The organism is Nonomuraea sp. NPDC003709 (assembly GCF_040610775.1).
GTDB lineage: Bacteria > Actinomycetota > Actinomycetes > Streptosporangiales > Streptosporangiaceae > Nonomuraea > Nonomuraea angiospora_A.
Genome location: NZ_JBEXMW010000030.1, coordinates 51,679 through 70,636 on the forward strand (window position 1 = coordinate 51,679; position 18,958 = coordinate 70,636).

At 73.8% G+C, this 18,958-nt stretch carries 17 protein-coding genes and 1 pseudogene; 4 read left to right on the forward strand and 14 right to left on the reverse strand.

All coding sequences use genetic code 11. The features are described from left to right. Positions 1-50 precede the first annotated feature (50 nt). Entirely contained in the window at positions 51-608 is a 558-nt protein-coding gene (locus ABZX61_RS55270) for a hypothetical protein (RefSeq protein WP_355208588.1), read from the forward strand. Positions 609-698: 90 nt separating this feature from the next. Next, positions 699-1,472, forward strand: coding sequence for an SDR family NAD(P)-dependent oxidoreductase (locus ABZX61_RS55275; RefSeq protein WP_355208591.1), 774 nt, complete (start codon positions 699-701; stop codon positions 1,470-1,472). Here ABZX61_RS55275 and hpnH read toward each other — a convergent pair. From hpnH to ABZX61_RS55310, 7 genes are all read right to left on the reverse strand, one after another. Then, positions 1,446-2,450: an adenosyl-hopene transferase HpnH gene (gene hpnH, locus ABZX61_RS55280; protein WP_350732981.1), complete on the reverse strand. Its 1,005-nt coding sequence runs from the start codon at positions 2,448-2,450 to the stop codon at positions 1,446-1,448. The genes ABZX61_RS55275 and hpnH overlap by 27 nt on opposite strands. Further along, positions 2,447-3,034: a hypothetical protein gene (locus ABZX61_RS55285; protein ID WP_355208593.1), complete on the reverse strand. Its 588-nt coding sequence runs from the start codon at positions 3,032-3,034 to the stop codon at positions 2,447-2,449. The genes hpnH and ABZX61_RS55285 overlap by 4 nt, the downstream gene beginning before the upstream one ends. Beyond that, on the reverse strand, positions 3,031-4,908 hold the full coding sequence (gene shc / locus ABZX61_RS55290) for a squalene--hopene cyclase (RefSeq protein WP_355208595.1): 1,878 nt from the start codon (positions 4,906-4,908) through the stop codon (positions 3,031-3,033). The genes ABZX61_RS55285 and shc overlap by 4 nt, the downstream gene beginning before the upstream one ends. 1 nt (position 4,909) lies before the next feature. Further along, entirely contained in the window at positions 4,910-5,920 is a 1,011-nt protein-coding gene (locus tag ABZX61_RS55295; RefSeq protein ID WP_355208598.1) for a polyprenyl synthetase family protein, read from the reverse strand. Continuing rightward, positions 5,917-7,248 carry a hydroxysqualene dehydroxylase HpnE gene (gene hpnE, locus ABZX61_RS55300; RefSeq protein WP_355208600.1) on the reverse strand — a complete coding sequence of 444 codons (1,332 nt, stop codon included), beginning with the start codon at positions 7,246-7,248 and terminating at the stop codon, positions 5,917-5,919. The genes ABZX61_RS55295 and hpnE overlap by 4 nt, the downstream gene beginning before the upstream one ends. A 16-nt stretch (positions 7,249-7,264) precedes the next feature. Further along, positions 7,265-8,143, reverse strand: a complete 879-nt coding sequence (gene hpnC / locus ABZX61_RS55305; protein WP_355208603.1) for a squalene synthase HpnC — start codon at positions 8,141-8,143, stop codon at positions 7,265-7,267. Positions 8,144-8,276: 133 nt separating this feature from the next. Beyond that, complete coding sequence (locus ABZX61_RS55310; protein WP_350732972.1) at positions 8,277-9,026, reverse strand: polysaccharide deacetylase family protein; 750 nt, start codon at positions 9,024-9,026, stop codon at positions 8,277-8,279. Between ABZX61_RS55310 and ABZX61_RS55315 the strand changes: the two genes are divergently transcribed. Then, positions 9,007-10,104 carry a hypothetical protein gene (locus ABZX61_RS55315; RefSeq protein ID WP_355208606.1) on the forward strand — a complete coding sequence of 366 codons (1,098 nt, stop codon included), beginning with the start codon at positions 9,007-9,009 and terminating at the stop codon, positions 10,102-10,104. The two genes, ABZX61_RS55310 and ABZX61_RS55315, sit on opposite strands and share 20 nt — an antisense overlap. On the opposite strand, the gene ABZX61_RS55320 is transcribed toward ABZX61_RS55315, so the two are convergent. Together ABZX61_RS55320 and ABZX61_RS55325 are read right to left on the reverse strand one after the other, a co-directional pair. Beyond that, positions 10,064-10,933 (reverse strand): DMT family transporter, encoded by an 870-nt coding sequence (locus tag ABZX61_RS55320; RefSeq protein WP_350732969.1) that lies wholly within the window; start codon positions 10,931-10,933, stop codon positions 10,064-10,066. The genes ABZX61_RS55315 and ABZX61_RS55320 overlap by 41 nt on opposite strands. Continuing rightward, positions 10,930-11,787 carry a squalene/phytoene synthase family protein gene (locus ABZX61_RS55325; RefSeq protein ID WP_355208609.1) on the reverse strand — a complete coding sequence of 286 codons (858 nt, stop codon included), beginning with the start codon at positions 11,785-11,787 and terminating at the stop codon, positions 10,930-10,932. The genes ABZX61_RS55320 and ABZX61_RS55325 overlap by 4 nt, the downstream gene beginning before the upstream one ends. 279 nt (positions 11,788-12,066) lie before the next feature. Here ABZX61_RS55325 and ABZX61_RS55330 point away from each other — a divergent pair, with 279 nt between their 5' ends. Next, positions 12,067-13,164, forward strand: coding sequence for an enolase C-terminal domain-like protein (locus ABZX61_RS55330; protein WP_355208612.1), 1,098 nt, complete (start codon positions 12,067-12,069; stop codon positions 13,162-13,164). Between the two features lie 16 nt (positions 13,165-13,180). Here the strand turns inward: ABZX61_RS55330 and rbsD are convergent, their stop codons facing one another. From rbsD to ABZX61_RS55355, 5 genes and pseudogenes are all read right to left on the reverse strand, one after another. Continuing rightward, complete coding sequence (rbsD, locus tag ABZX61_RS55335; protein WP_350732963.1) at positions 13,181-13,570, reverse strand: D-ribose pyranase; 390 nt, start codon at positions 13,568-13,570, stop codon at positions 13,181-13,183. Further along, the gene (locus tag ABZX61_RS55340) at positions 13,567-14,463 is read right to left on the reverse strand and encodes a ribokinase (protein WP_355208616.1); all 897 of its coding nucleotides are present in this window, start codon (positions 14,461-14,463) and stop codon (positions 13,567-13,569) included. The genes rbsD and ABZX61_RS55340 overlap by 4 nt, the downstream gene beginning before the upstream one ends. Before the next feature lie 5 nt (positions 14,464-14,468). After that, positions 14,469-16,431: pseudogene (locus ABZX61_RS55345) on the reverse strand (substrate-binding domain-containing protein). Next, on the reverse strand, positions 16,415-17,923 hold the full coding sequence (locus ABZX61_RS55350; RefSeq protein ID WP_350732959.1) for a sugar ABC transporter ATP-binding protein: 1,509 nt from the start codon (positions 17,921-17,923) through the stop codon (positions 16,415-16,417). Before ABZX61_RS55350 ends, ABZX61_RS55345 begins: the two are co-directional and overlap by 17 nt. Continuing rightward, the gene (locus ABZX61_RS55355) at positions 17,920-18,936 is read right to left on the reverse strand and encodes a LacI family DNA-binding transcriptional regulator (RefSeq protein ID WP_350732957.1); all 1,017 of its coding nucleotides are present in this window, start codon (positions 18,934-18,936) and stop codon (positions 17,920-17,922) included. Before ABZX61_RS55355 ends, ABZX61_RS55350 begins: the two co-directional genes overlap by 4 nt. Positions 18,937-18,958: the final 22 nt, after the last annotated feature.

Genomic DNA, 18,958 nt, shown 5'->3' on the forward strand with positions numbered 1-18,958 from the left:
CGGCCCCGCGTCCCGGGCCGAAAGGGGCGGGCGGGAGCATAATCGGAGCCATGCGCGTGGGGATAGCCCATCATTTCGGTTGGGCCGTGGCGGTCACGGCATCGGCCGACCACCAGGTGGTGGACCGCCGGCGGATCGAGCTGATCGAGCCCGGCGTGCCGGCGGCGCCCATCCACCACGACGGCAGACGTCTCGACGATGCCGCGGCCGCCGAACTGGTGGCCCGCGTGCGGGCGTCGGCGGCCCGGGCGACGTCGGCCTCGCTGGACGAGCTCGCATCCGCGCTGCCCGAACCGATCGTCTCGCTCTCGCTCCGGGCCTGGCCGCTCGACTTCCCCGACGACATCGCCGTCCAGCGGCGCGTGCCGTACGAGGCCCGGGCGGACTCCGTCATGTACCGCCAGATCCTGGCCGAACTCGCCCACGAGCGCGGCTGGGCCGTCCACTTCTACGACGCCAAGGACGTGGCGGGCCAGGCGGCCGGGATCCTGGCCGAGCGGGCCGGCGAGGTCCTGTACGGTCCGCGCGCGGCGCTGGGGCCGCCCTGGGCGAAGGACCACCGAACGGCGCTCGCGGCGACGATCGTCGCCGCCGCGACGCGTACGTGACCTGCCCCGTGGCCGGTTGGGACGGCGTGGGAGTGGAAAGCACACGACTGTACGTCGGGATACGCACAGTTACGGAGAACAGGTGACGCGATGAGGCTCGCCGATGCCCACGTCCTCGTCACCGGCGCCTCCTCGGGCATCGGCGCGGCCACCGCGCGGGCGCTGGCGGGCACCGGCGCGCGGCTGACGCTGGCCGGGCGCGACCGCGAGCGGCTGGCGGCCGTCGCCGCGGCCACCGGCGGGCGCGTGCTGGTGTGCGACGTCACCACCCAGGCCGAGGAGCTGGCCGAGCGGAGCGGACACGTCGACGTCCTGGTCAACAACGCCGGCGTGGGGTGGGCGGGGCCGTTCGTACGGATGCCGGCCGGCAGCGTCGAGCAGCTGCTGGCGGTCAACCTCGCCGCCCCGATCGCGCTCACGCGGCTGCTGCTGCCGGGGATGGTGGCGGCGGGCCGCGGGCACCTCGTGTTCGTGGCCTCCATCGCCGGGGCGGTGGGCGTGGCGCAGGAGGCCGTGTACTCGGCGACCAAGGCGGGGCTGATGGCCTTCGCGGAGAGCCTGCGCCATGAGCTGCATCACGTGCCAGGCGTGGGCGTGTCCGTCCTGCTGCCCGGGGTGGTGGACACCCCCTTCTTCGTACGGCGCGGCGCCCCGTACACGCGCGGCCGGCCGGCGCCGATCGCGCCGGAGCGGGTGGCGCGGGCGATCGTGGCGGCGATCAGGGACGGGCGGCCGGAGTCGTTCGTGCCGGGCTGGCTGCGGGTGCCGGCCAGGCTGCGCGGCGCGGCGCCCGGCGCGTTCCGGGTGCTCGCGCGGCGCTTCGGGCGCATGGAGGGGTCAGCCGCTCCTGATGGCGCGCAGTGACTCCTTCAGCGACCCGATCGTGGCCAGGACGGCGGTCGGCTCGTATCCGCAGTGCGCCATGCAGTTGTCGCACCGGGGGTCGCGGCCCCGGCCGTAGGCCGTCCAGTCGGTGTCCTCGATCAGCTCGCGGTAGGTCCGCGCGTACCCGTCGGCCATGAGGTAACACGGTCGCTGCCAGCCGAACAGCGAGTACGACGGGATGGCCCAGGCGGTGCACGGCAGCTCGATCCGCCCCTCCAGGAAGTCCAGGAACAGCGGCGAGTGGTTGAACCGCCAGCGCCGCCGTCTCCCGCCGGCGAAGGCCTCGCGGAACAGCGCGCGCGTCTCCCGCACCCCCATGAACCGGTCCTGCACGGGCGCCTTCTCGTACGCGTACGCGGGAGAGATCATCATCTGGTCGACGGCGAGCTCGTCGTTGAGGTAGTCGAGCACCTCGATGACGGTCCGCGGGCTGTCCGTGGAGAAGAACGTCGTGTTGGTGGTGACCCGGAAGCCGCGCCGCCGGCACTCGCGCACGGCGGCGACGGCCTCGTCGAAGACGCCCTCCTTGCACACCGCGGCGTCGTGGCGCTCGCGCACGCCGTCGATGTGCACGGTCCAGGCGAAGTACCGCGAGGGCTCGAACTCGTCGATCTTCTTGGGGATCAGCAGCGCGTTCGTGCACAGGAACACGTACTTCTTCATGCCGACGAGCCGGCGGACCAGCTCGCCGATCTGCGGGTGCATGAGCGGCTCCCCGCCGGCGATGGACACCATGGGGGCGCCGCACTCCTGGATGGCGGCGACGGCCTGCTCCACCGGCATGCGCTGCTTCAGCACGTCGGCGGGATGCTGGATCTTGCCGCAGCCGGCGCATTTGAGGTTGCACGCGAACAGCGGCTCCAGCTCCACCAGCAGCGGGAACTTGGTCCGTCCCCGCAGCCGCTGGCGCAGGATGTAGCCGCCGACGCGCAGGCTCTGCCGGATCGGGATGGTCATGACAGCACTTCCTCGGGTAGCAGCGCCGCCCAGCGAACCAGGACGGGGCCGACGGCGGCGAGCGTGCGGCGGGCGGCCACGCCGCGGGTGAGCGTGGCCAGGCTCAGCAGCGGCGCCTCCGGCGTGTCGACGATGACCCGCACGGCGGCCAGCGGGCGCCCCGCGGCGGCCCGGGCCAGCGGGCCGGTCTCCATGTCCACGCCGTACGCGCCCTCCGCGGCCAGGCGGTGCCGCTCCGCGCCGCGGACCACGTGATCGGCGGTGACCAGCGGCCCGACCTGGGCGGGCAGGCCGGCGTCGGCCAGCTCGCCGGCGAGGAGGGGAGCGGACGGGCAGGGATGGACGCGTCCCCTGAACCGGACCTCGCTCGCCACCAGGACGTCGCCGGGCCGCAGGCTCCTGCCGGCGGCGCCGCCGAAACCGACCACGGCCACCGCCTCCCGCCAGGCCAGGCCCGCGGCCGCGCGGGCCGCCCGCCGCGGGCCGATCCCGGTGACGACGACCCTGGCGAGGTGGGCCGGCAGGCCGCGCCTGACCGCGCGGGCCTCGATCCCGAGCGCGGCGCAGATCAGCAGTCCGGTCATGAGAGCTCCAGGTCGCGGCGCAGGTAGCGCCCGAGGGCGCTGATCGGGAAGACGAGCCGGTAGAGGTGGTAGTTGATGTAGAAGTCACCGGGGAAGCCCGTGCCGGTGAAGTACGGCTCGTCCCAGGTGCCGTCCGGCCGCTGCCGCTCGACCAGCCAGCGCACGCCTCTTTCCACCGCCGGGGAGCGTTCGCCGGCGGCGAGCAGGGCCAGCAGGGCCCAGGCGGTCTGCGAGGCGGTCGAGGCCCCGCGGCCGATCCAGGCCGGGTCGCGGTAGGAGCGCAGGTCCTCGCCCCAGCCGCCGTCGTCGTTCTGGTGGCGTTCCAGCCAGGCGACGGCGCGGCGTACGGAGGGATGCCCCGGACGGACCCCCGCGGCGACGAGGGCGGGCACGGCGGCCCCGGTGCCGTAGACGTGGTTCGCGCCCCAGCGGCCGAACCACGATCCGTCCTCCTCCTGCGCCTTGAGCAGCCAGATCACGGCCCTGCGCAGGACAGGGGAGCGGGGCCGCTCCTTGGCCAGGGCTTCGACGACGTGCGCGGTGACGTCGGCGGACGGCGGGTCGATCACCGCGCCGAAGTCGCAGAAGGGCAGCTTGGTGCAGAGCGCGCGGTCGTTGTCGGCGTCGAACGCCGCGAAGCCGCCGTCGGCGCTCGCCATGCCGGCCATCCAGCGGACCCCGCGCTCGATCGCCGGCCGCGCGCCGGGGCGGTCCACCCGGCGCAGCGCGAGCACGACCTCCGCGGTGTCGTCGATGTCGGGATAGCCGTCGTTGTCGAACTCGAACGCCCACCCGCCGGGCGGCAGGCCCGGCCTGCGCACCGCCCAGTCTCCCGACCTCGTGACCTCCTCGCGCAGCAGCCAGTCGGCGGCCCCGGTGACGGCCGGATGGTCGGCGGGGGTGCCCGCGTCGAGCAGCGCGTTGATCGCCAGCGCCGTGTCCCACACGGGGGACTGGCACGCCTCCAACCGGCGCCCCTTCTCGTCGCGGACGGTGAACCGGTCGAGCCCCCCGATCGCCTTGCGCATCACCGGATGGTCCAGGTCGTAGCCGGAGAGGTGGAGCGCGATGATCGAGTACACCCACGGCGGCTGGATCCCGCCCCAGGAGCCGTCGGCTTCCTGGCGGGCGACCACCCAGTCGACGGCGCGCCTCAGCGCGGCCCGCCGCAGGGCCCGCGACGGGCGCCGCTCGTACCGGTGCAACGCCCGGTCCAGCGCGCCGAACGCCGCCTCCCAGCCCCCGCCCCCGGCACGGTGCGGCGCCTGGCCGGTCCGCAGCTCGGGCAGCTCGAACGGGAGCCGGCGCACCGGCCGGTACGCGGTCACGACGGTCAGGGGCACGATCGTCTGCCTGGCCCAGCAGGCCCAGTCGTAGACGTTGAGCGGGAACCACGAGGGCAGGAAGATCATCTCGGGCGGCATGACCGGCAGGTCCCGCCACGACCACTCCCCGAACAGGGCCAGCCAGACCCGCGTGAACACCCGGCTCGCCTCGATCCCGCCCATGGCCCGGACCTGCTGCGACGCGGCCCGCATGTGCTCCGCGTCGGGCGGATCGCCCGCGAGCCGCAGCGCGGTGTACGCCTCGACCGTGGTGGACAGCTCCGCGGGCCCCTCGTGGAAGTTGGCCCAGGTGCCGTCGGCCCGCTGCTCCGAACGGATCCACCGGGCGGCCTCCGCCGTGTCCTCCTCGGTGCGGATGCCGAGGAACTGCCGCAGCAGCAGATCCTCCGCGTCCATGCTCACGTTCGTCTGCAGCTCGCCCTTCCACCAGCCCTCCGGGGACCGCAGGCCGATCAGGTGATCGCAGGCGGCCCGGAGGGCGTGCTCGGCGTCGGTGAGCAGGCTCGGGGTCGTCTCGAGGGTGGTCATGTCAGTGGTCCCTGGATGTGATGAATCGGGCGATGTGCAGGAATTCGGCGCGCACGTCCGCGGGCAGGTCCGCGGCGTCGAGGCACCGGGTCGCGGCGTCGAAGCGCCGCCCGGCCTCCAGCTCGGCCCAGGCCCGGCCGCCCGCCTGCTCGACCAGGTCGGCGGCGGCGCGCAGGTCGGCCTCCGTCAGCTCCCCCGGCCTGGCCAGCAGCTCGGCGAAGCGGCGTCCGTCCTCCGTACGGCTGGTGAGCGCGGCGACCACGGGCAGGCTCTTCTTGCGGGCCCGCAGGTCGGCCAGCACCGGTTTGCCCGTCACCTCGGGTCGCCCCCAGATGCCGAGCAGGTCGTCGGTCAGCTGGAAGGCCAGCCCGGCCTCGGTGCCGAACGCGTCCAGAGCACCGGCCAGCGAGGCGGGACCTTCTGCCGCCGTGACGCCGATCGAGCAGGCGCAGGCGAGCAGCGAGGCGGTCTTGTGCCGCGACATCAGCAGGCACTCCTCCCGCGTCACGTCGTCGCGGTCCTGGAACTCCAGATCCAGGGCCTGACCCGCGATGAGCGAGAGCGTGGCGTGGTTGAGCGCGCGGGCGGCCGCCGCGTAGCCGGGGCCGCCCTGTTCCAGCAGCAACTCCAGGGCCAGGGCGAACAGCGCGTTGCCGCAGAGGATCGCCTGGGAGCGGCCGAAGACCGTCCAGGCGGCCGGACGGTGCCGGCGCACCGGGTCGTCGTCCATGACGTCGTCGTGCAGGAGGGAGAACGCGTGCACCAGCTCCACCGCGGCGGCGGCGGGCAGGCACCGTTCGATGTCCGCTCCCGCGGCCCGGGCCGACAGCACCGCGAGCGTGGGCCGCAGCGCCTTGCCGCCGGCCGCGCGGGGCCGGCCGTCGCTGTCGGTCCAGCCGAAGTGGTAGCGGGCGACGCGGGCGATACGCGGGTCGAGGCGGCCGACGGCCTCGCGCAGCACCGGCTCGACGAGCTCGCGGGCGGCCTCCGCCGGCGGCAGGGTCAGGGTCATGACACGCTCTCCTGATCTCGCACATGCTGTCTGACCAGGCGTGCGGCGTGCAGCCCGCTGCGTACGGCGCCCTCCATCGTGTCCGGCCAGCCGGTGTCGGTCCAGGCGCCGGCGAGATAGAGGCCGGGCCACCGGGTGGCGCTCCCCGGTCGGAGCGCCCCGCTGCCGGGGCCCTGGCGGAACGTCGCGCGCCGTTCCCTGGTGACGAAGAAGTCGGTCATCGTGGCCTCGCGCGCGGCCGGGAAGACCGAGCGCAGCGCCGGGACGAAGGTCTCGCGCAGGTCCGCGGTCGGCCGGTCGATCCACGTGTCCGCGACCGACACCGACACCGTCAGGTACTGCCCCTCGCCGAGCCCGGCGACCCGGGTCTTGTCGAACACCCACTGCACGGGCGAGCCGGTGACCGCGACGAACGGCCCCCGCATGACCGGCCGGTCGTAGACCGCGTGGACGTTGATGATGGGGCTCGCGTCCAGGGCGCCCCATCCGTCCCGGGCGGGCGCCGCCTCCGCGGGGACCAGCTTCGCGGCCTGCTCGTGGCGCGTCGCCACGACGACCGCCGACGCCTTGACCCGGACGCCGTCCACGACGACGGCCGGGCCCGGCTCGATGGCCGTGACCTTCGCCGACAGCCGCACCGCGCCGCCGCGTCCCGCGATGGCGGCCCTGGCTGCGGTGTCGTGCAGCTCGCCGAGCGGCACCAGGGGGATGCCCAGGTCGGCGGCATCCGGCCGGCCGAGCAGGGCCGTCTTGAACACCTTCACCGCCGGGCCGAGCGCGGCCTCCTCGACCCCCGTGTTCAGGGCCGCGACCGCGAGCAGGTCCCAGAGCGCCTGCCGTACCGGGTCCCGCTGGCCGTGCGCCGCCAGCCAGCTCCCGAACGTCACCGTGTCGAGAGCCGGGTCGGCCGGGTCGAGCCTGCTCAGCGCGAGCGAGCCGCGCAGGGCCTGGAGCCGGTCGCCCGGCCCGAGCAGGCGGTATCGCGCGAGCGCGGGCACGAAGTGGAGCGGGCCGGGCAACGCGGCGCGGCGCAGCCGCCCCGACCGGCCCGCCGCGCCGAGCACCCGCACGTCGAAGCGGCTCTGCAGGCCGACCAGCGCGGTGCCGCCGAGCCGTTCCAGGAGTCCCCGGTACGCCGTGCAGCAGCGCAGGAAGACGTGCTGGCCGTTGTCCACCGTCAGCCCGCCGCGCCGGAAGGAGTACGTGGCGCCGCCCAGCCTCGGGCGGGCCTCGTACAGCGTCACGGGGCAGCCGGCCTCCGCGAGCGCGAGGGCGGCCGTGATGCCGGCCAGGCCGCCGCCGACCACCGCCACCGGCGCGATCGTCATCACAGGGGCAGCCCTCTCATGCCGACGGCAGTCGTCGCAGACCCGCGTCGGGCCGGCTCATGGTCATGAGGACACGCGCCCACGCCCCGAGCAGGCGTACGCGGCGTGGCCGGACGGCGCGGCCCAGGACGTCGTAGCGGGCGCCGCTCAGCGCGGCCAGGGTCGCGTGGCCGCCCGCGACGTAGCCCGCCACCGCCGTACGGGCGAAGCCGGACAACGAGGCGACGATCGGCTCCCCCTCGGCCAGCATCGTCGTGGCCCGTCCGGCCTGCACGGCCACCACCTCGCGCAACCGCGGTGACGTGGCCGCCGCCGCGAGGTCGCCGATCGGGCAGCCCGCCCGGCGCAGGTCCTCCTGCGGCAGGTAGACGCGGCCGCGCCGGTGGTCCTCGCCGACGTCCTGGCAGTGCTCGATGACCTGCAACGCCGAGCACACCTTGTCGGACAGGGCCAGCCGAGGGCCGCTGACCTCGCCGAACACGTACAGGACGAGATGGCCGACCGGGTTGGCCGACAGCTCGCAGTAGCCCAGGAGCTCGTCGAACGTCTCGTAGCGGGTGACCGTCTGGTCGAGCCGGTTGGCCTCGATGAGGCGGCGGAACGGCTCGGCGGGGATCGAGCACTCCTGGACGGTACGGGCCAGCGTGCGGAGCGGTCCGAGCCCTGGCGGGCGGCCGTCGTACAGCCGGGCGAGGTCGGCCTCGACCTCGTCCAGCAGCCTCAGGCGGTCGCCGGGGCGTCCCTCGTCGCCGAGGTCGTCCACCGTGCGCGCGAAGCCGTACAGAGCCATGAGGTGGTCGCGGTGCCGGCGCGGAAGCAGCCGGGAGGCCACCGGGAAGTTCTCCCGGCGCGCCTTTTCCGCCGGCTCCCGCGAATGGCATCTCTCTGACCGCACGACAGGGAAATTATCCGCCGCCGGGGAACGCAAACATGACGGCATTCCGTTGCCCGGCGATTTGCGCGGAATTTACTCGCGGGCCGGGCCGGGAAAACGCCGTTTGAATTCCACGGGAAAGGGGGAGTGGCCGTTATGGAAACGCGACGCCGTGCTCGCGCAGCGGGCCCACGCGCAGGCCCATGTCCCTGCAGCGCTCCACGAGCGCGGGGAGGGCGTCGAGCGCCGGTCGCCAGGACCCAGGAACGGAGGCGTGGTCGGAGTCATGGAGCAGGACGGTCGCCCCGCCGCGCAGCCCGGCCGCCACGGTGGCCAGCACCGAGCCGGGCGTGGCCGCCGCCTCCCAGTCGCGGCCCCAGACGGTCCACAACACGGGGCGCAGCCCGTGCAGGCGGGCGGAGACCAGCGCCTCCAGGCTGAGCGCGCCGTACGGCGGGCGGTACCACGTCGCGCGCACGCCGCCGACCGCCCGCACCAGGTCGGCGGTCCGGCCGATCTCGGCCGTCAGCCGGCCCGGCGGGGCGAGCAAGGGGTTGCCGTGCCGCCAGCCGTGCACGGCCAGCTCGTGACCCTCGGCCACGATGCGGCGGCCCAGCCACTGGTGGCGTTCGAGCAGCTCGCCGAGGACGAAGAAGGTCGCGTGGCAGCCGAGCCGCCCCAGCTCGTCCAGGAAACGCGGTGTCGAGCCGGGATGGGGCCCGTCGTCGAAGGTGAGCGCCACATGGCCGGGGTCGCCGACGCCGGCGACGGAGGGCATCCGCCGGCGGACCGGCGGCAGCCAGGTGACGGCGGGACCCGCGTGCAGCAGCGCCAGGCAGGCGAGCCCGAGCGGCAGCGCGGCGCGGCCGATCGGGGGACATGAGATGTCCAGGCTGGTCCTCATTCTCAGCGCGCCGATGGGCAGCGCCCATGACCGGGTCGCCGCCGAGCTGGCCGCCCGGCTCGCGGCCGAGAATGCCGATTCAGAGATCATCGATGTCCTCCAGCTGCTCCCGCTCCGGCTGGGATCGGCGCTGCGCCGCGGATACCGCTGGATGATCCTGCGCGCCCCCTGGCTCTATGACGTCATCTACCAGGTCTTCTTCGTCGGCAAACGGGCCGCGGGCACCTCGCCGCTCACGGTGCTCGCCCTGCCCGCCCTGCGCCGCCTCGTCGCCGCCCGCTCGCCCGACGAGGTCGTCTCGACCTTCCACCTGGCGGCCCAGATCGCGGGGCTGCTGCGCGAGCGCGGCGGGCTGCCCTGCCCGAGCACGGTGCTGATCGTCGAGTTCACGGTGCACCGGCTGTGGCTGCACCCCGGCAACGACCGGTATCTGTGCCCGAATCCTGACATCATCGGGGAGATCGCCGCCCGGAGCGGCCGCCCGGCGCTCTGCTGCGCCCCGGTCGTGCGCCCGGAGTTCGCGCGGGCGGTGGCCGATCCCGGGGGAGTGGCCGGCCGCGTCGGCGTGGACCCCGGCGACCGGCTCGTGCTGGTGTCAACCGGTTCGTGGGGCGTCGGGGAGGTCGTCGCGACCGCGCGCACCCTGGCGAGGTCGGGACGGTACACGCCGATCGTCCTGTGCGGGGACAACGCCGAGCTGCGGCGCCGCCTGCGGGCCGCCGGGCTGGGCCCGGCGCTGGGGTGGCGCGACGACGTGCCGGAGCTCATGGCGGCCGCGTACGCCCTGGTCGACAACGGCTCCGGCCTGACCTGCCACGAGGCCTTCGCCGCCGGGCTGCCGGTCGTCATCCACCGGCCCATCGGCGGCCATGGCGTCGCCGGCGCGCGGGCGATGGCCGGGGCCGGGGTGAGCCTCCACACGGGCACCGCGTCGGAGCTGCTGGCGGCGCTGGACCTGCTCGAGGACCCGCGATCGCGCAAGCGCCAGGTGGACCGGGCGTCCGCGCTGTTCTCCTCGATGCCGGTCCAGGCGGGCCTCATTTCCGCGCCGAGGGGGCCGCGCTCTGATCCTGGATGAGCGGCGAACGGGTCAGCACGATGACCCCGTAGACCAGGAGCCCGGCGCCCGCCGCCTCCATCACCAGCCACGGTCCGGCGCGGATCGGCTCCCCGTACATCAGCGCGCCGTACAGGATGCCCGCCAAGGGGTCGCTGATGGTCAACGCCGGCTGGGCGACGACGAGGGTGCCGCTGTGCAGGGCGTTCTGCAGGAGGAACAGGCTGCACAGGCCCGCGGCCAGCATCGCGTACAGGGGCCAGGAGACCGGCAGCGCGCGGGGGTCGTCCGCCAGGATCATCGTGCACTTCTTGATGAGCGTGGCCGTGAAGGCGAAGCCGATGCCCGCGGCCACGCCCAGCGTGGCGGCCCGGATGGGCCCCCTGGTCATGGCCCCCACCGTCACCAGCGCGGCGATCGTGGCCGAGGTCGCGGCGGCGGCGATGATCCATTCGGCCGTGTCCGGTGACCACCGCCCCGGGCCGGGGACCGCCGCGGCGAGGAACATCGCGAGGCCGGCCGACAGCGCGCCGATCGCCAGCCACGATTTCCCGTCCAGAACCGTGCCGAACGCCCAGGACATGATGATCATGGTGAACGGGAGCTCGATCACCAGGGCCGGCTGGACCAGGGCGATGCCTCCCTTCGACAGCGCCGCCGCCTGGAAGAGGAAGCCCCCGATCATCGCCACGATCCCCCACCGCCACAGCGGGTTGCCGATCAGCGCCCGGATCAGGCCGAACCGCAGCCCCAGCTCCTGCGGCAGCGGTCGCGCCGCTCGCCGCTGCAGGACCGACGTGGCGGCGTTGCACACCGCGGCGAGCACCGCCAGCAACGCGGCAGCGATCAACTCCCACGCCTCGCGAGGGCACGTGCCGCGACCATGGACTTCTCCCTCGTCGTCAGCGACATCCGGGAGGCCAGCGCCCGGGCGGGATCGGCGGCGATGCGGTCGAGCAGGCACCGGTAGATGCCGGCCATGGTCGCCGTGCAGGCGGCGCTGCGCGCGTCCAGCATGGGGAGCAGGCGCATCCCGGTGTCGAACCAGTCGCGCGCCCGGTCCGCCTCGAACCTGACGAGCGCGGCCAGGCGCTCCGGCGGGTCGCTGAACCGGCCGTACGCGTCGACGTCCAGGGTGCAGCCGAACCGTTCTAGGTCGTGGGCGGGCAGGTAGACCCGCTTGGCCATGCGGTCCTCCCGCAGGTCGCGCAGGATGTTGGTGATCTGCAGGGCCACGCCGAGCGCGTCCGCGAGCGGCGTGGCCGCCTCCATGTCGTCCGCGCCGAACACGCCCAGCGAGAGCCGCCCGATCGAGCCGGCGACGCAGCGGCAGTAGCCGACCAGGTCGTCGAACGTCTCGTACGTGCTCCCACGCACGTCGGCGGCGCAGCCGTCGACGAGGTCCGAGAACGCCGCGAGCGGGATCGGATAGCGGCGGGCGGCCTCGAACAGCGCCACCAGCACGAGGTCGTGCCGCGCGGGAGCGGTCCCGTCGAGCATCCCGCGGATCGCGGACAGGCGGGCCAGCCGCCGTCCGGCGGGGCCGTCGCCGTCGGCGATGTCGTCGATCCTGCGGGCCAGCGCGTAGACGGCGCTCAGCGCGCGGCGCTTGGGGGCGGGCAGCAGACGCAGGCCGAACGAGAAGTTACGGGCCTGACTGCGCATGATCTGCTCGCAGTGCCGGTACGCGTCGTCGACGCACACCGCCCCGGCCCCGTCACGAGCAGAGGCACAATCATGCCGTCGCCACAGATTCGCGGCTCGGGCGAACATCATGGCCGCGACGGCCGTTCGCGTCGTTTCCCCCAGAACATGAGAGATGGCTGTCCGTTGTGTCGTGGCAATAAACTCGGGCGCCGGTCCGATGGCGCGCTGCCGGTAATTACCGGGCGAATTGTTTACGCCCCGCTGAACTATTCAGCAATGGGCCGGGAAATTCGCGGCGCGCGTTTGGCGGGGGCGTGCGGGGTAGGGCTGGACGAGGTGAGCACCATCGAGCAGGTCGCGGCGAGCGCGTACCGGATACCGACCGATCAGCCCGAAGGCGACGGCACCCTGGCCTGGCGGGTGACCACGCTGGTGGTCGTCACGGTGACGGCCGGCGACACGACCGGCACGGGCTGGACCTACGCCCCCGCCGCCACGGCGTCCCTCGTCAGGGAGCTGCTGACCGAGACGATCATCGGGTCCGACGCGCTCGGCATCCCCGCCCTGTCGGCCGCCATGAACCGGCAGGTACGCAATGCCGGCCGGCCCGGCGTCGCCGGATACGCGCTCTCCGCGGTGGACGTCGCGCTGTGGGATCTGAAGGCGCGGCTGCTCGGCGTCCCGCTCGTGCGCCTGTTCGGCGCGGCGCGCGAGGAGGTCCCGCTGTACGGCTCGGGCGGCTTCACGACGTATGACGACGCCGCCACCACGGCCCAGCTCGCCGGCTGGGTGCACGACCAGGGCATCGGCCGGGTGAAGATCAAGATCGGCGAGTCGTCCGGGACGTGCCCCGAGCGCGACCTGCACCGCGTGGCGCTGGCCCGCCGCGTCATCGGCGAGCGGGCCGAGCTGTACGTCGACGCCAACGGCGGCTACGGCGCCAAGCAGGCCGTCCGCGTGGCCGAGCGGATGCGCGAGCACGAGGTGACCTGGTTCGAGGAGCCGGTCTCCTCCGACGACCTGACCGGGTTGCGGCTGGTCCGCGAGCACTGCGCCGCCGACGTGACCGCCGGGGAGTACGGCTGCGACCCGCCCTACTTCAACCGCATGTGCCAGGCCCGGGCCGTCGACTGCCTCCAGGTCGACGCCACCCGCTGCGGCGGCTACACCGGCTGGTTCGCCGCCACCGCCATCGCCGCCGGACACCACCTGCAGGTCTCCGCCCACTGCGCGCCCAACCTGCACCTCCCGGCCGCGGCCGCCACCGTCAACCTGCGCCACATCGAGTGGTTCCACGACCACCAGCGCATCGAGTCCACCTTGTTCGACGGCGCCGCGGACCCCACCGGCGGCCAGGCCCGCCCGCACACCGGCACCCCCGGTCACGGCCTGACCCTGCGCACCGGCACCGCCCAGACTTACCGCGTCGCCTGAGGGCGGGCGGGGCCGGTCAGAAGGCCACGCCGCAGCGCAGGATGACGTTGGCGTACGGGTGCGCCTCCCCGGTGCGCACCACCAGCCTGCTGGCGGCGGAGAGCTGCTTGAGCCGTTCGTGCGGCACGTACGCCAGCCCCGGCAGCCGCTCGCCGAGCAGCGCGGCGCAGGCAGGATTGGCCGCCCGGACCTCCTCGGCCGCCGTGGCGCCCTCGACGACGATCTCGGCGAGGATGCCGTCGAGCACGTCGGCGAACGACGGGATGCCCGCCACGAACGCCAGGTCCACCACTTCCGCCCCCGCCGGCAGCGGCATGCCGCTGTCGCAGATGAGCAGCTCGTCGGTGTGCCCGAGCCGCGCCAGGGCACCCGCCAGGGCCGCGTTGATGACGCCGCCGCGCTTCACAGGTCCTCCACCTCCGCCATCGTCGGGTACGAATCCTGCGCCCCCGCTTTGCGCACAGCCGCGGCCCCCACCCTGGCGGCGAACGCCGCGGCCCGCGCCAGCGGCTCGCCCGCGGCCAGCCGCCAGGCCAGCGCCCCGGTGAACGCGTCACCGGCCCCGGTGGTGTCCACGGCCGCCACGCGAGGACTGGGCACCGCGTGCACGGCGCCGTCCTCCGCCACCATGTCGGCCACCACGGCCCCGTCGGCGCCCAGCGTGATGACGACCGAGCGGGGGCCGCGCGCCAGCAGCTCCCTGGCCTGCCGGTCCGGCTCGCCGGGCGCGCCGAGCAGCAAGGCCGCCTCATGCTCGTTGACGACCAGCGGATCGCACAGCGCCAGCAGCTCGTCCGGCACCGGGACGGCCGGCGACAGGTTGAGCACCGCGCGCCGGGCCAGCCGGGCCGCGGCGAGCACCGCCGGCAGCGGGATCTCCAGCTGCAGGGACACGACCGGGGCCGAGCGCAGCAGCGGCGCAGCGTCCAGCACGTCACCTTCGGTGAGCCGGGCGTTGGCGCCGGGGGCGACGATGATGCTGTTGTCACCCTGCGGCCCGACGGCGATCATGGCGATGCCGCTGGCGGCCGCCGTGTCGTGCAGGTGGCCGAGGTCCACGCCGTCGCGTTCCAGCGACTCGCGCAGCAGCCGCCCGTGCCCGTCGGCGCCGACCCGGCCGAGCAGCGCCACGCGCGCGCCGAGCCGGGCGGCGGCCACGGCCTGGTTGGCGCCCTTGCCTCCGGGATGGACGGCCAGCTCCGAGCCGAGCACGGTCTCGCCGGGCGCGGGATGCCGGTCGACCTGGACGACCAGGTCGGCGTTGGCCGACCCTACGACCACGACGTCGTGTTCGCCCAAGGAGCTCATGCGCCGGTGAACTCGGACAGGTTGTCCTTGGTGGCGACCTTCACCGGCACGTTGGCGGTGGCCTCCAGCTGCTCGCTCTTGACGGCCTTGACCGCGTTCTGGACGGACTGCTGGCCGAGCAGGGCCGGCTGCTGGGCGATGCTGGCCGCCAGCGTGCCGGCCTCGATGGCCTTCAGCCCGTCGGGGGTGCCGTCGAAGCCGACCACCTTGACGTCCTTGCCGGCCTTGGCGCCGAGCGCCTTGATCGCGCCGAGCGCCATCTCGTCGTTCTCCGCGAACACGCCGGTGACGCCGGAGTGCGACTGCAGCAGGTTCGTCATGACGTCCAGGCCCTTGGCGCGGTCGAAGTCGGCCGGCTGCTGGGCGACGACCTTGATGCCGGGGAACGCCTTGATGCCCTCGGCGAAGCCCTGGCCGCGGTCGCGCGAGGCGGAGGTGCCGGGCACGCCCTGGAGGACGACGACCTCCCCCTTCTCGCCGATCTCCTTGGCGAGCTGCTCCGCGGCCAGCTTGCCGCCGGCCACGTTGTCGGAGGCGACGGTCTGGGCGACCTTGCCCCCGTTGACGCCACGGTCCACGGCGATCACCGGAACGTTGGAACGTTCCGCTATCTTGACCGCCGGCGCGGCGGCGTCGGAGTCGACCGGGTTGATGATGATCGCCTTCATGCTCTGGCTGGTGAAGTTCTGCACCTGGTTGACCTGCTGGGAGGCGTCGTTCTGCGCGTCGGTGACGGTCAGCGTGACGCCCAGCTTCTTGGCCTCGGCCTCGGCGCCGGCGCGCAGCTGCACGAAGTAGGGGTTGTTCAGGGTGGAGATCGACATGCCGATCTTGACGTCGCCGCCGGAGGCGGCTCCCGCCGAGCCGGCGGAGGACGTGCCGGACGAGCCGCAGGCGGTCAGGCCGAGGGTCAGGGCGGCGCCCGCCGCTACGAGGGCGTGGATGCGCATGGGTGGTACCTCACTTTTTCTTACTGGGTTTGCGGTGATGTCAGCGGCCGCTTCGGCGGCGCAGGGTGTCGAGCAGGACGGCCAGGGCGATCACGACGCCGATGACGACCTGCTGCCAGAAGGCCGACACCGACAGCAGGTTCAGCCCGTTGCGCAGGACGGCCAGGATGAGCGCGCCGACCAGCGTGCCGAGCGCCCTGCCCTTGCCGCCCGACAGGCTCGCCCCGCCGATGACCACGGCGGCGATCGCGTCCAGCTCGTAGCCGGAGGCGGCCTGCGGCTGCGCCGAGGCGAGCCGGCTGGCCAGGACGATCCCGGCCACCGCGGCGAACGCGCCGGACAGGGCATAGGTGACGAGCTTCTGCCGGCTGACGGCGATGCCGGACAGCCGGGCGGCCTCCTCGTTGCCGCCGATGGCGTACATCGCCCGGCCCGCGTACGTGCGGTTGAGCACGACGGCGGCGATCACGCCCATGAGCGCCATCACCAGCACGGGCACCGGCAGGTAGCCCCCGACGGTGTCGCCGAGGTGGGAGACCGCCTCCGGCATCTCGATGGGGCTGCCCTGGGAGACCACCAGGGCCAGGCCGCGCGCCACGCCCAGCATGGCGAGTGTGGCGATGAACGGCGGCAGCTTGCCGTACGCGATGAGCGCGGCGTTGACCAGCCCGCATCCGATGCCGACGGCGAGCGCGACGAGCGTGGCCAGCGGCCAGGGCAGCCCGCTGTCGGCGGCCGTCCAGGCCAGCACGATCGCCGACAGGGCGGCCACGGCCCCGACGGACAGGTCGATCCCGCTGGTGATGATGACGAACGTCGAGCCGAAGGCGAGGATCGCGGTGACCGCCGCCTGGACGCCCACGTTCAGCAGGTTCGTCACGGTCAGGAAGTCGCCGGACAGCAACGACAGGGCCGCGACGAGCACGACGAGCGCCGCGACCGAGCCGTTCTCGGCCAGCAGGGTCCTGGCCGTCGGCCGTACGGCCAGCACGTTAGTGGACACGAGCATCCTCCACCTCGGTGACGGCCAGCGCCATCACGGAGTCCTGGTTCGCGTCGGCGGCCTCCAGCTCGCCGACGAGCCTGCCTCTGGCCATGACGAGGATGCGGTCGCTCATCCCGAGGATCTCGGGCAGATCGCTGGAGATCATGAGGACCGCGTGGCCGGAGGCGGTGAGCGAATTGATCAACTGGTAGATCTCGACCTTGGCGCCGACGTCGATGCCGCGCGTCGGCTCGTCGAGAATGAGCACGTTGGCGTCGGCGAGCAGCCACTTGCCGATCACGATCTTCTGCTGGTTCCCGCCCGACAGGGTGCGCACCTCCTGGCCGAGGTGGCTCATCCGCACGCCGAGCTGGGCGGCCACCCGCGCGGCGGCCTGGCGCTGCCCGGCCCGGTCGACGAATCCGCCGTGGCTGGCGCCGCGCAGGGTGACCAGGCCCAGGTTCTCGGCGATGTCGGCGCCCAGGACGAGTCCCTGGCCCTTGCGGTCCTCGGGGACCAGGCCGAGCCCGGCCTCCATGGCGGCGCGCACGTCGCCGCCGGGCAGCCGCCGGCCGCGTACCAGCACCTCGCCCGAGTCGGGGGCGTCGGCGCCGAACACCGCCCGGGCCACCTCCGTGCGGCCCGCGCCGACCAGCCCGGCCAGGCCGACGACCTCGCCGGCCCGCACCTCGAAGGACACGCCGGAGAACGCGCCGGCCCGGCTCAGGTCGCGCACCTGCAGCAGCGGCTCGCCGGCCGCACTCGCCTCGCGCGGGTACTGCTGGTCGATGGGCCGGCCCACCATGAGGCGGATCAGCTCCTCCTCGGGCGTGCCGGCCGGCACCTGGGCCACCGAGCGGCCGTCGCGCAGCACGGTCACCCGGTCGCCGATCTGGGCGATCTCCTCCAGGTGGTGGGTGATGAACACGATCGCGACGCCCCGCTCGCGCAGCTGCCCGACCAGGTCGAACAGGCGCCGCACCTCGGTGGTGGTGAGCACGGCGGTGGGCTCGTCCATGATGAGGACGCGGGCGTTCAGCGCGAGCGCCTTGGCGATCTCGACCATCTGCATCTGCGCGATGCCCAGGTCGGCGACGCGGGTACGCGGGTCGACGCCGACGCCGACCAGGTCGAGCATGCCGCGGGCCTGCTCGTGCATGCGCCGCGTGTCGACGAACCCGAAGCGGCGGGGCGGCCGGCCCAGGGCGAGGTTCTCGCCCACGGTCAGCTGCGGGACCAGGTTGAACTCCTGGTAGATCGTGGCGATGCCGAGCCGCTGGGCGTCGGAGGCGTTGCGGATGTCGACCGGTTCGCCGTCGACGAGGATGCGGCCGCTGTCCGGCTGGTAGGCGCCGGACAGCATCTTGATGAGCGTGCTCTTGCCGGCGCCGTTCTCGCCGAGCAGGACGTGCACCTCGCCCGCGCGCAGGTCGAAGTCGACGCCGTCGAGCGCCACCACGCCGGGGAATCTCTTGCCGAGCCCCTCGACGCGCAGGATCTCCCGTGCCTGGCTCACGAGCCGCCCTCCTTCCTCGTGCCGGTCTCTCCGCAGGACTCGCGCGCCACGAGCCTGGCGGGCAGCACCACCGACTCGGCGGCCCGGCCGCTCAGCACGTCGAGGATCACCCGGACCGCGCGCCGGCCCAGCTCGGCGGTGGGCTGGCTGATCGCGGTGATGCGGGGATGGACGTGGTTGAACCACGGCACGTCGTCGAACGAGGCCAGCGCGACGTCGCGGGGGATCTCCAGGCCGCGCTCGCTGATCGCGTCGAGCGCGCCGAGTGCCATGAGGTTGTCGCCCAGGAAGATCGCCTGCGGCGGCTCGGGCAGGTCGAGCAGCTCGGAGGTGATCCGCTGGCCGCTGCCGGCGCGGAAGTCGCCGACGCGCACGTACTCCTGGGGGATCTCCAGGCCGTGCTCGGCCGCCGCCCGCAGGAAGGCCTCGGTCCGCTCGCGGCCGGTGGACAGGGTGCTCGGCCCGGACACGAACGCGATCCGCCGGTGCCCGAGGGCGCGCAGGTGGGCGACCAGCTCGGCGATGGCGGTGCTGCCGTCGGCCCGTACCGACGGCACCTCGATGCCGCTGAGCGTCCGGTCCAGGAAGACCAGCGGGCGCTCTCCGCGGCTGACCTCCTCCACCAGGGGCGTCACCTCGGCGGTGGGGCAGATCAGCAGCCCGTCGACCCGCCGTTCGAGCAGGGTGCGCACGTAGTGGTCCTGCTGGTCGGCGCGCTCGTCGGCGTTGCCGATGATCACGGTGTAGCCGGCCGCGCGGGCCTCGTCCTCCACGGCCCGCGCCAGCTCGGCGAAGAACGGGTTGAGGATGTCGCCGATGATCAGCCCGAGCGTCCTGGTGGCTTCGGTGCGCAGCGACCGGGCGACGGCGTTGGGCCGGTAGTTGAGCGCGGCCATCGCGTCGTGGACCCGGTTGCGCGTCTCCTCGGTGACGGAGGGGTTGTCGTTGAGCACCCGGGAGACCGTCGCGACGGAGACGCCCGCCTGCGCGGCGACATCTTTGATTCGAGCCACCTGACCTCCATGTAATCGGTTA

Bases quoted from the DNA above. Each gene is read 5' to 3' on its own strand.
- ABZX61_RS55270 (WP_355208588.1), top strand. From the start codon at position 51: ATGCGCGTGGGGATAGCCCATCATTTCGGTTGGGCCGTGGCGGTCACG.
- ABZX61_RS55275 (WP_355208591.1), top strand. From the start codon at position 699: ATGAGGCTCGCCGATGCCCACGTCCTCGTCACCGGCGCCTCCTCGGGC.
- hpnH (WP_350732981.1), bottom strand. From the start codon at position 2,450: ATGACCATCCCGATCCGGCAGAGCCTGCGCGTCGGCGGCTACATCCTG.
- ABZX61_RS55285 (WP_355208593.1), bottom strand. From the start codon at position 3,034: ATGACCGGACTGCTGATCTGCGCCGCGCTCGGGATCGAGGCCCGCGCG.
- shc (WP_355208595.1), bottom strand. From the start codon at position 4,908: ATGACCACCCTCGAGACGACCCCGAGCCTGCTCACCGACGCCGAGCAC.
- ABZX61_RS55295 (WP_355208598.1), bottom strand. From the start codon at position 5,920: ATGACCCTGACCCTGCCGCCGGCGGAGGCCGCCCGCGAGCTCGTCGAG.
- hpnE (WP_355208600.1), bottom strand. From the start codon at position 7,248: ATGACGATCGCGCCGGTGGCGGTGGTCGGCGGCGGCCTGGCCGGCATC.
- ABZX61_RS55315 (WP_355208606.1), top strand. From the start codon at position 9,007: ATGTCCAGGCTGGTCCTCATTCTCAGCGCGCCGATGGGCAGCGCCCAT.
- ABZX61_RS55310 (WP_350732972.1), bottom strand. From the start codon at position 9,026: ATGAGGACCAGCCTGGACATCTCATGTCCCCCGATCGGCCGCGCCGCG.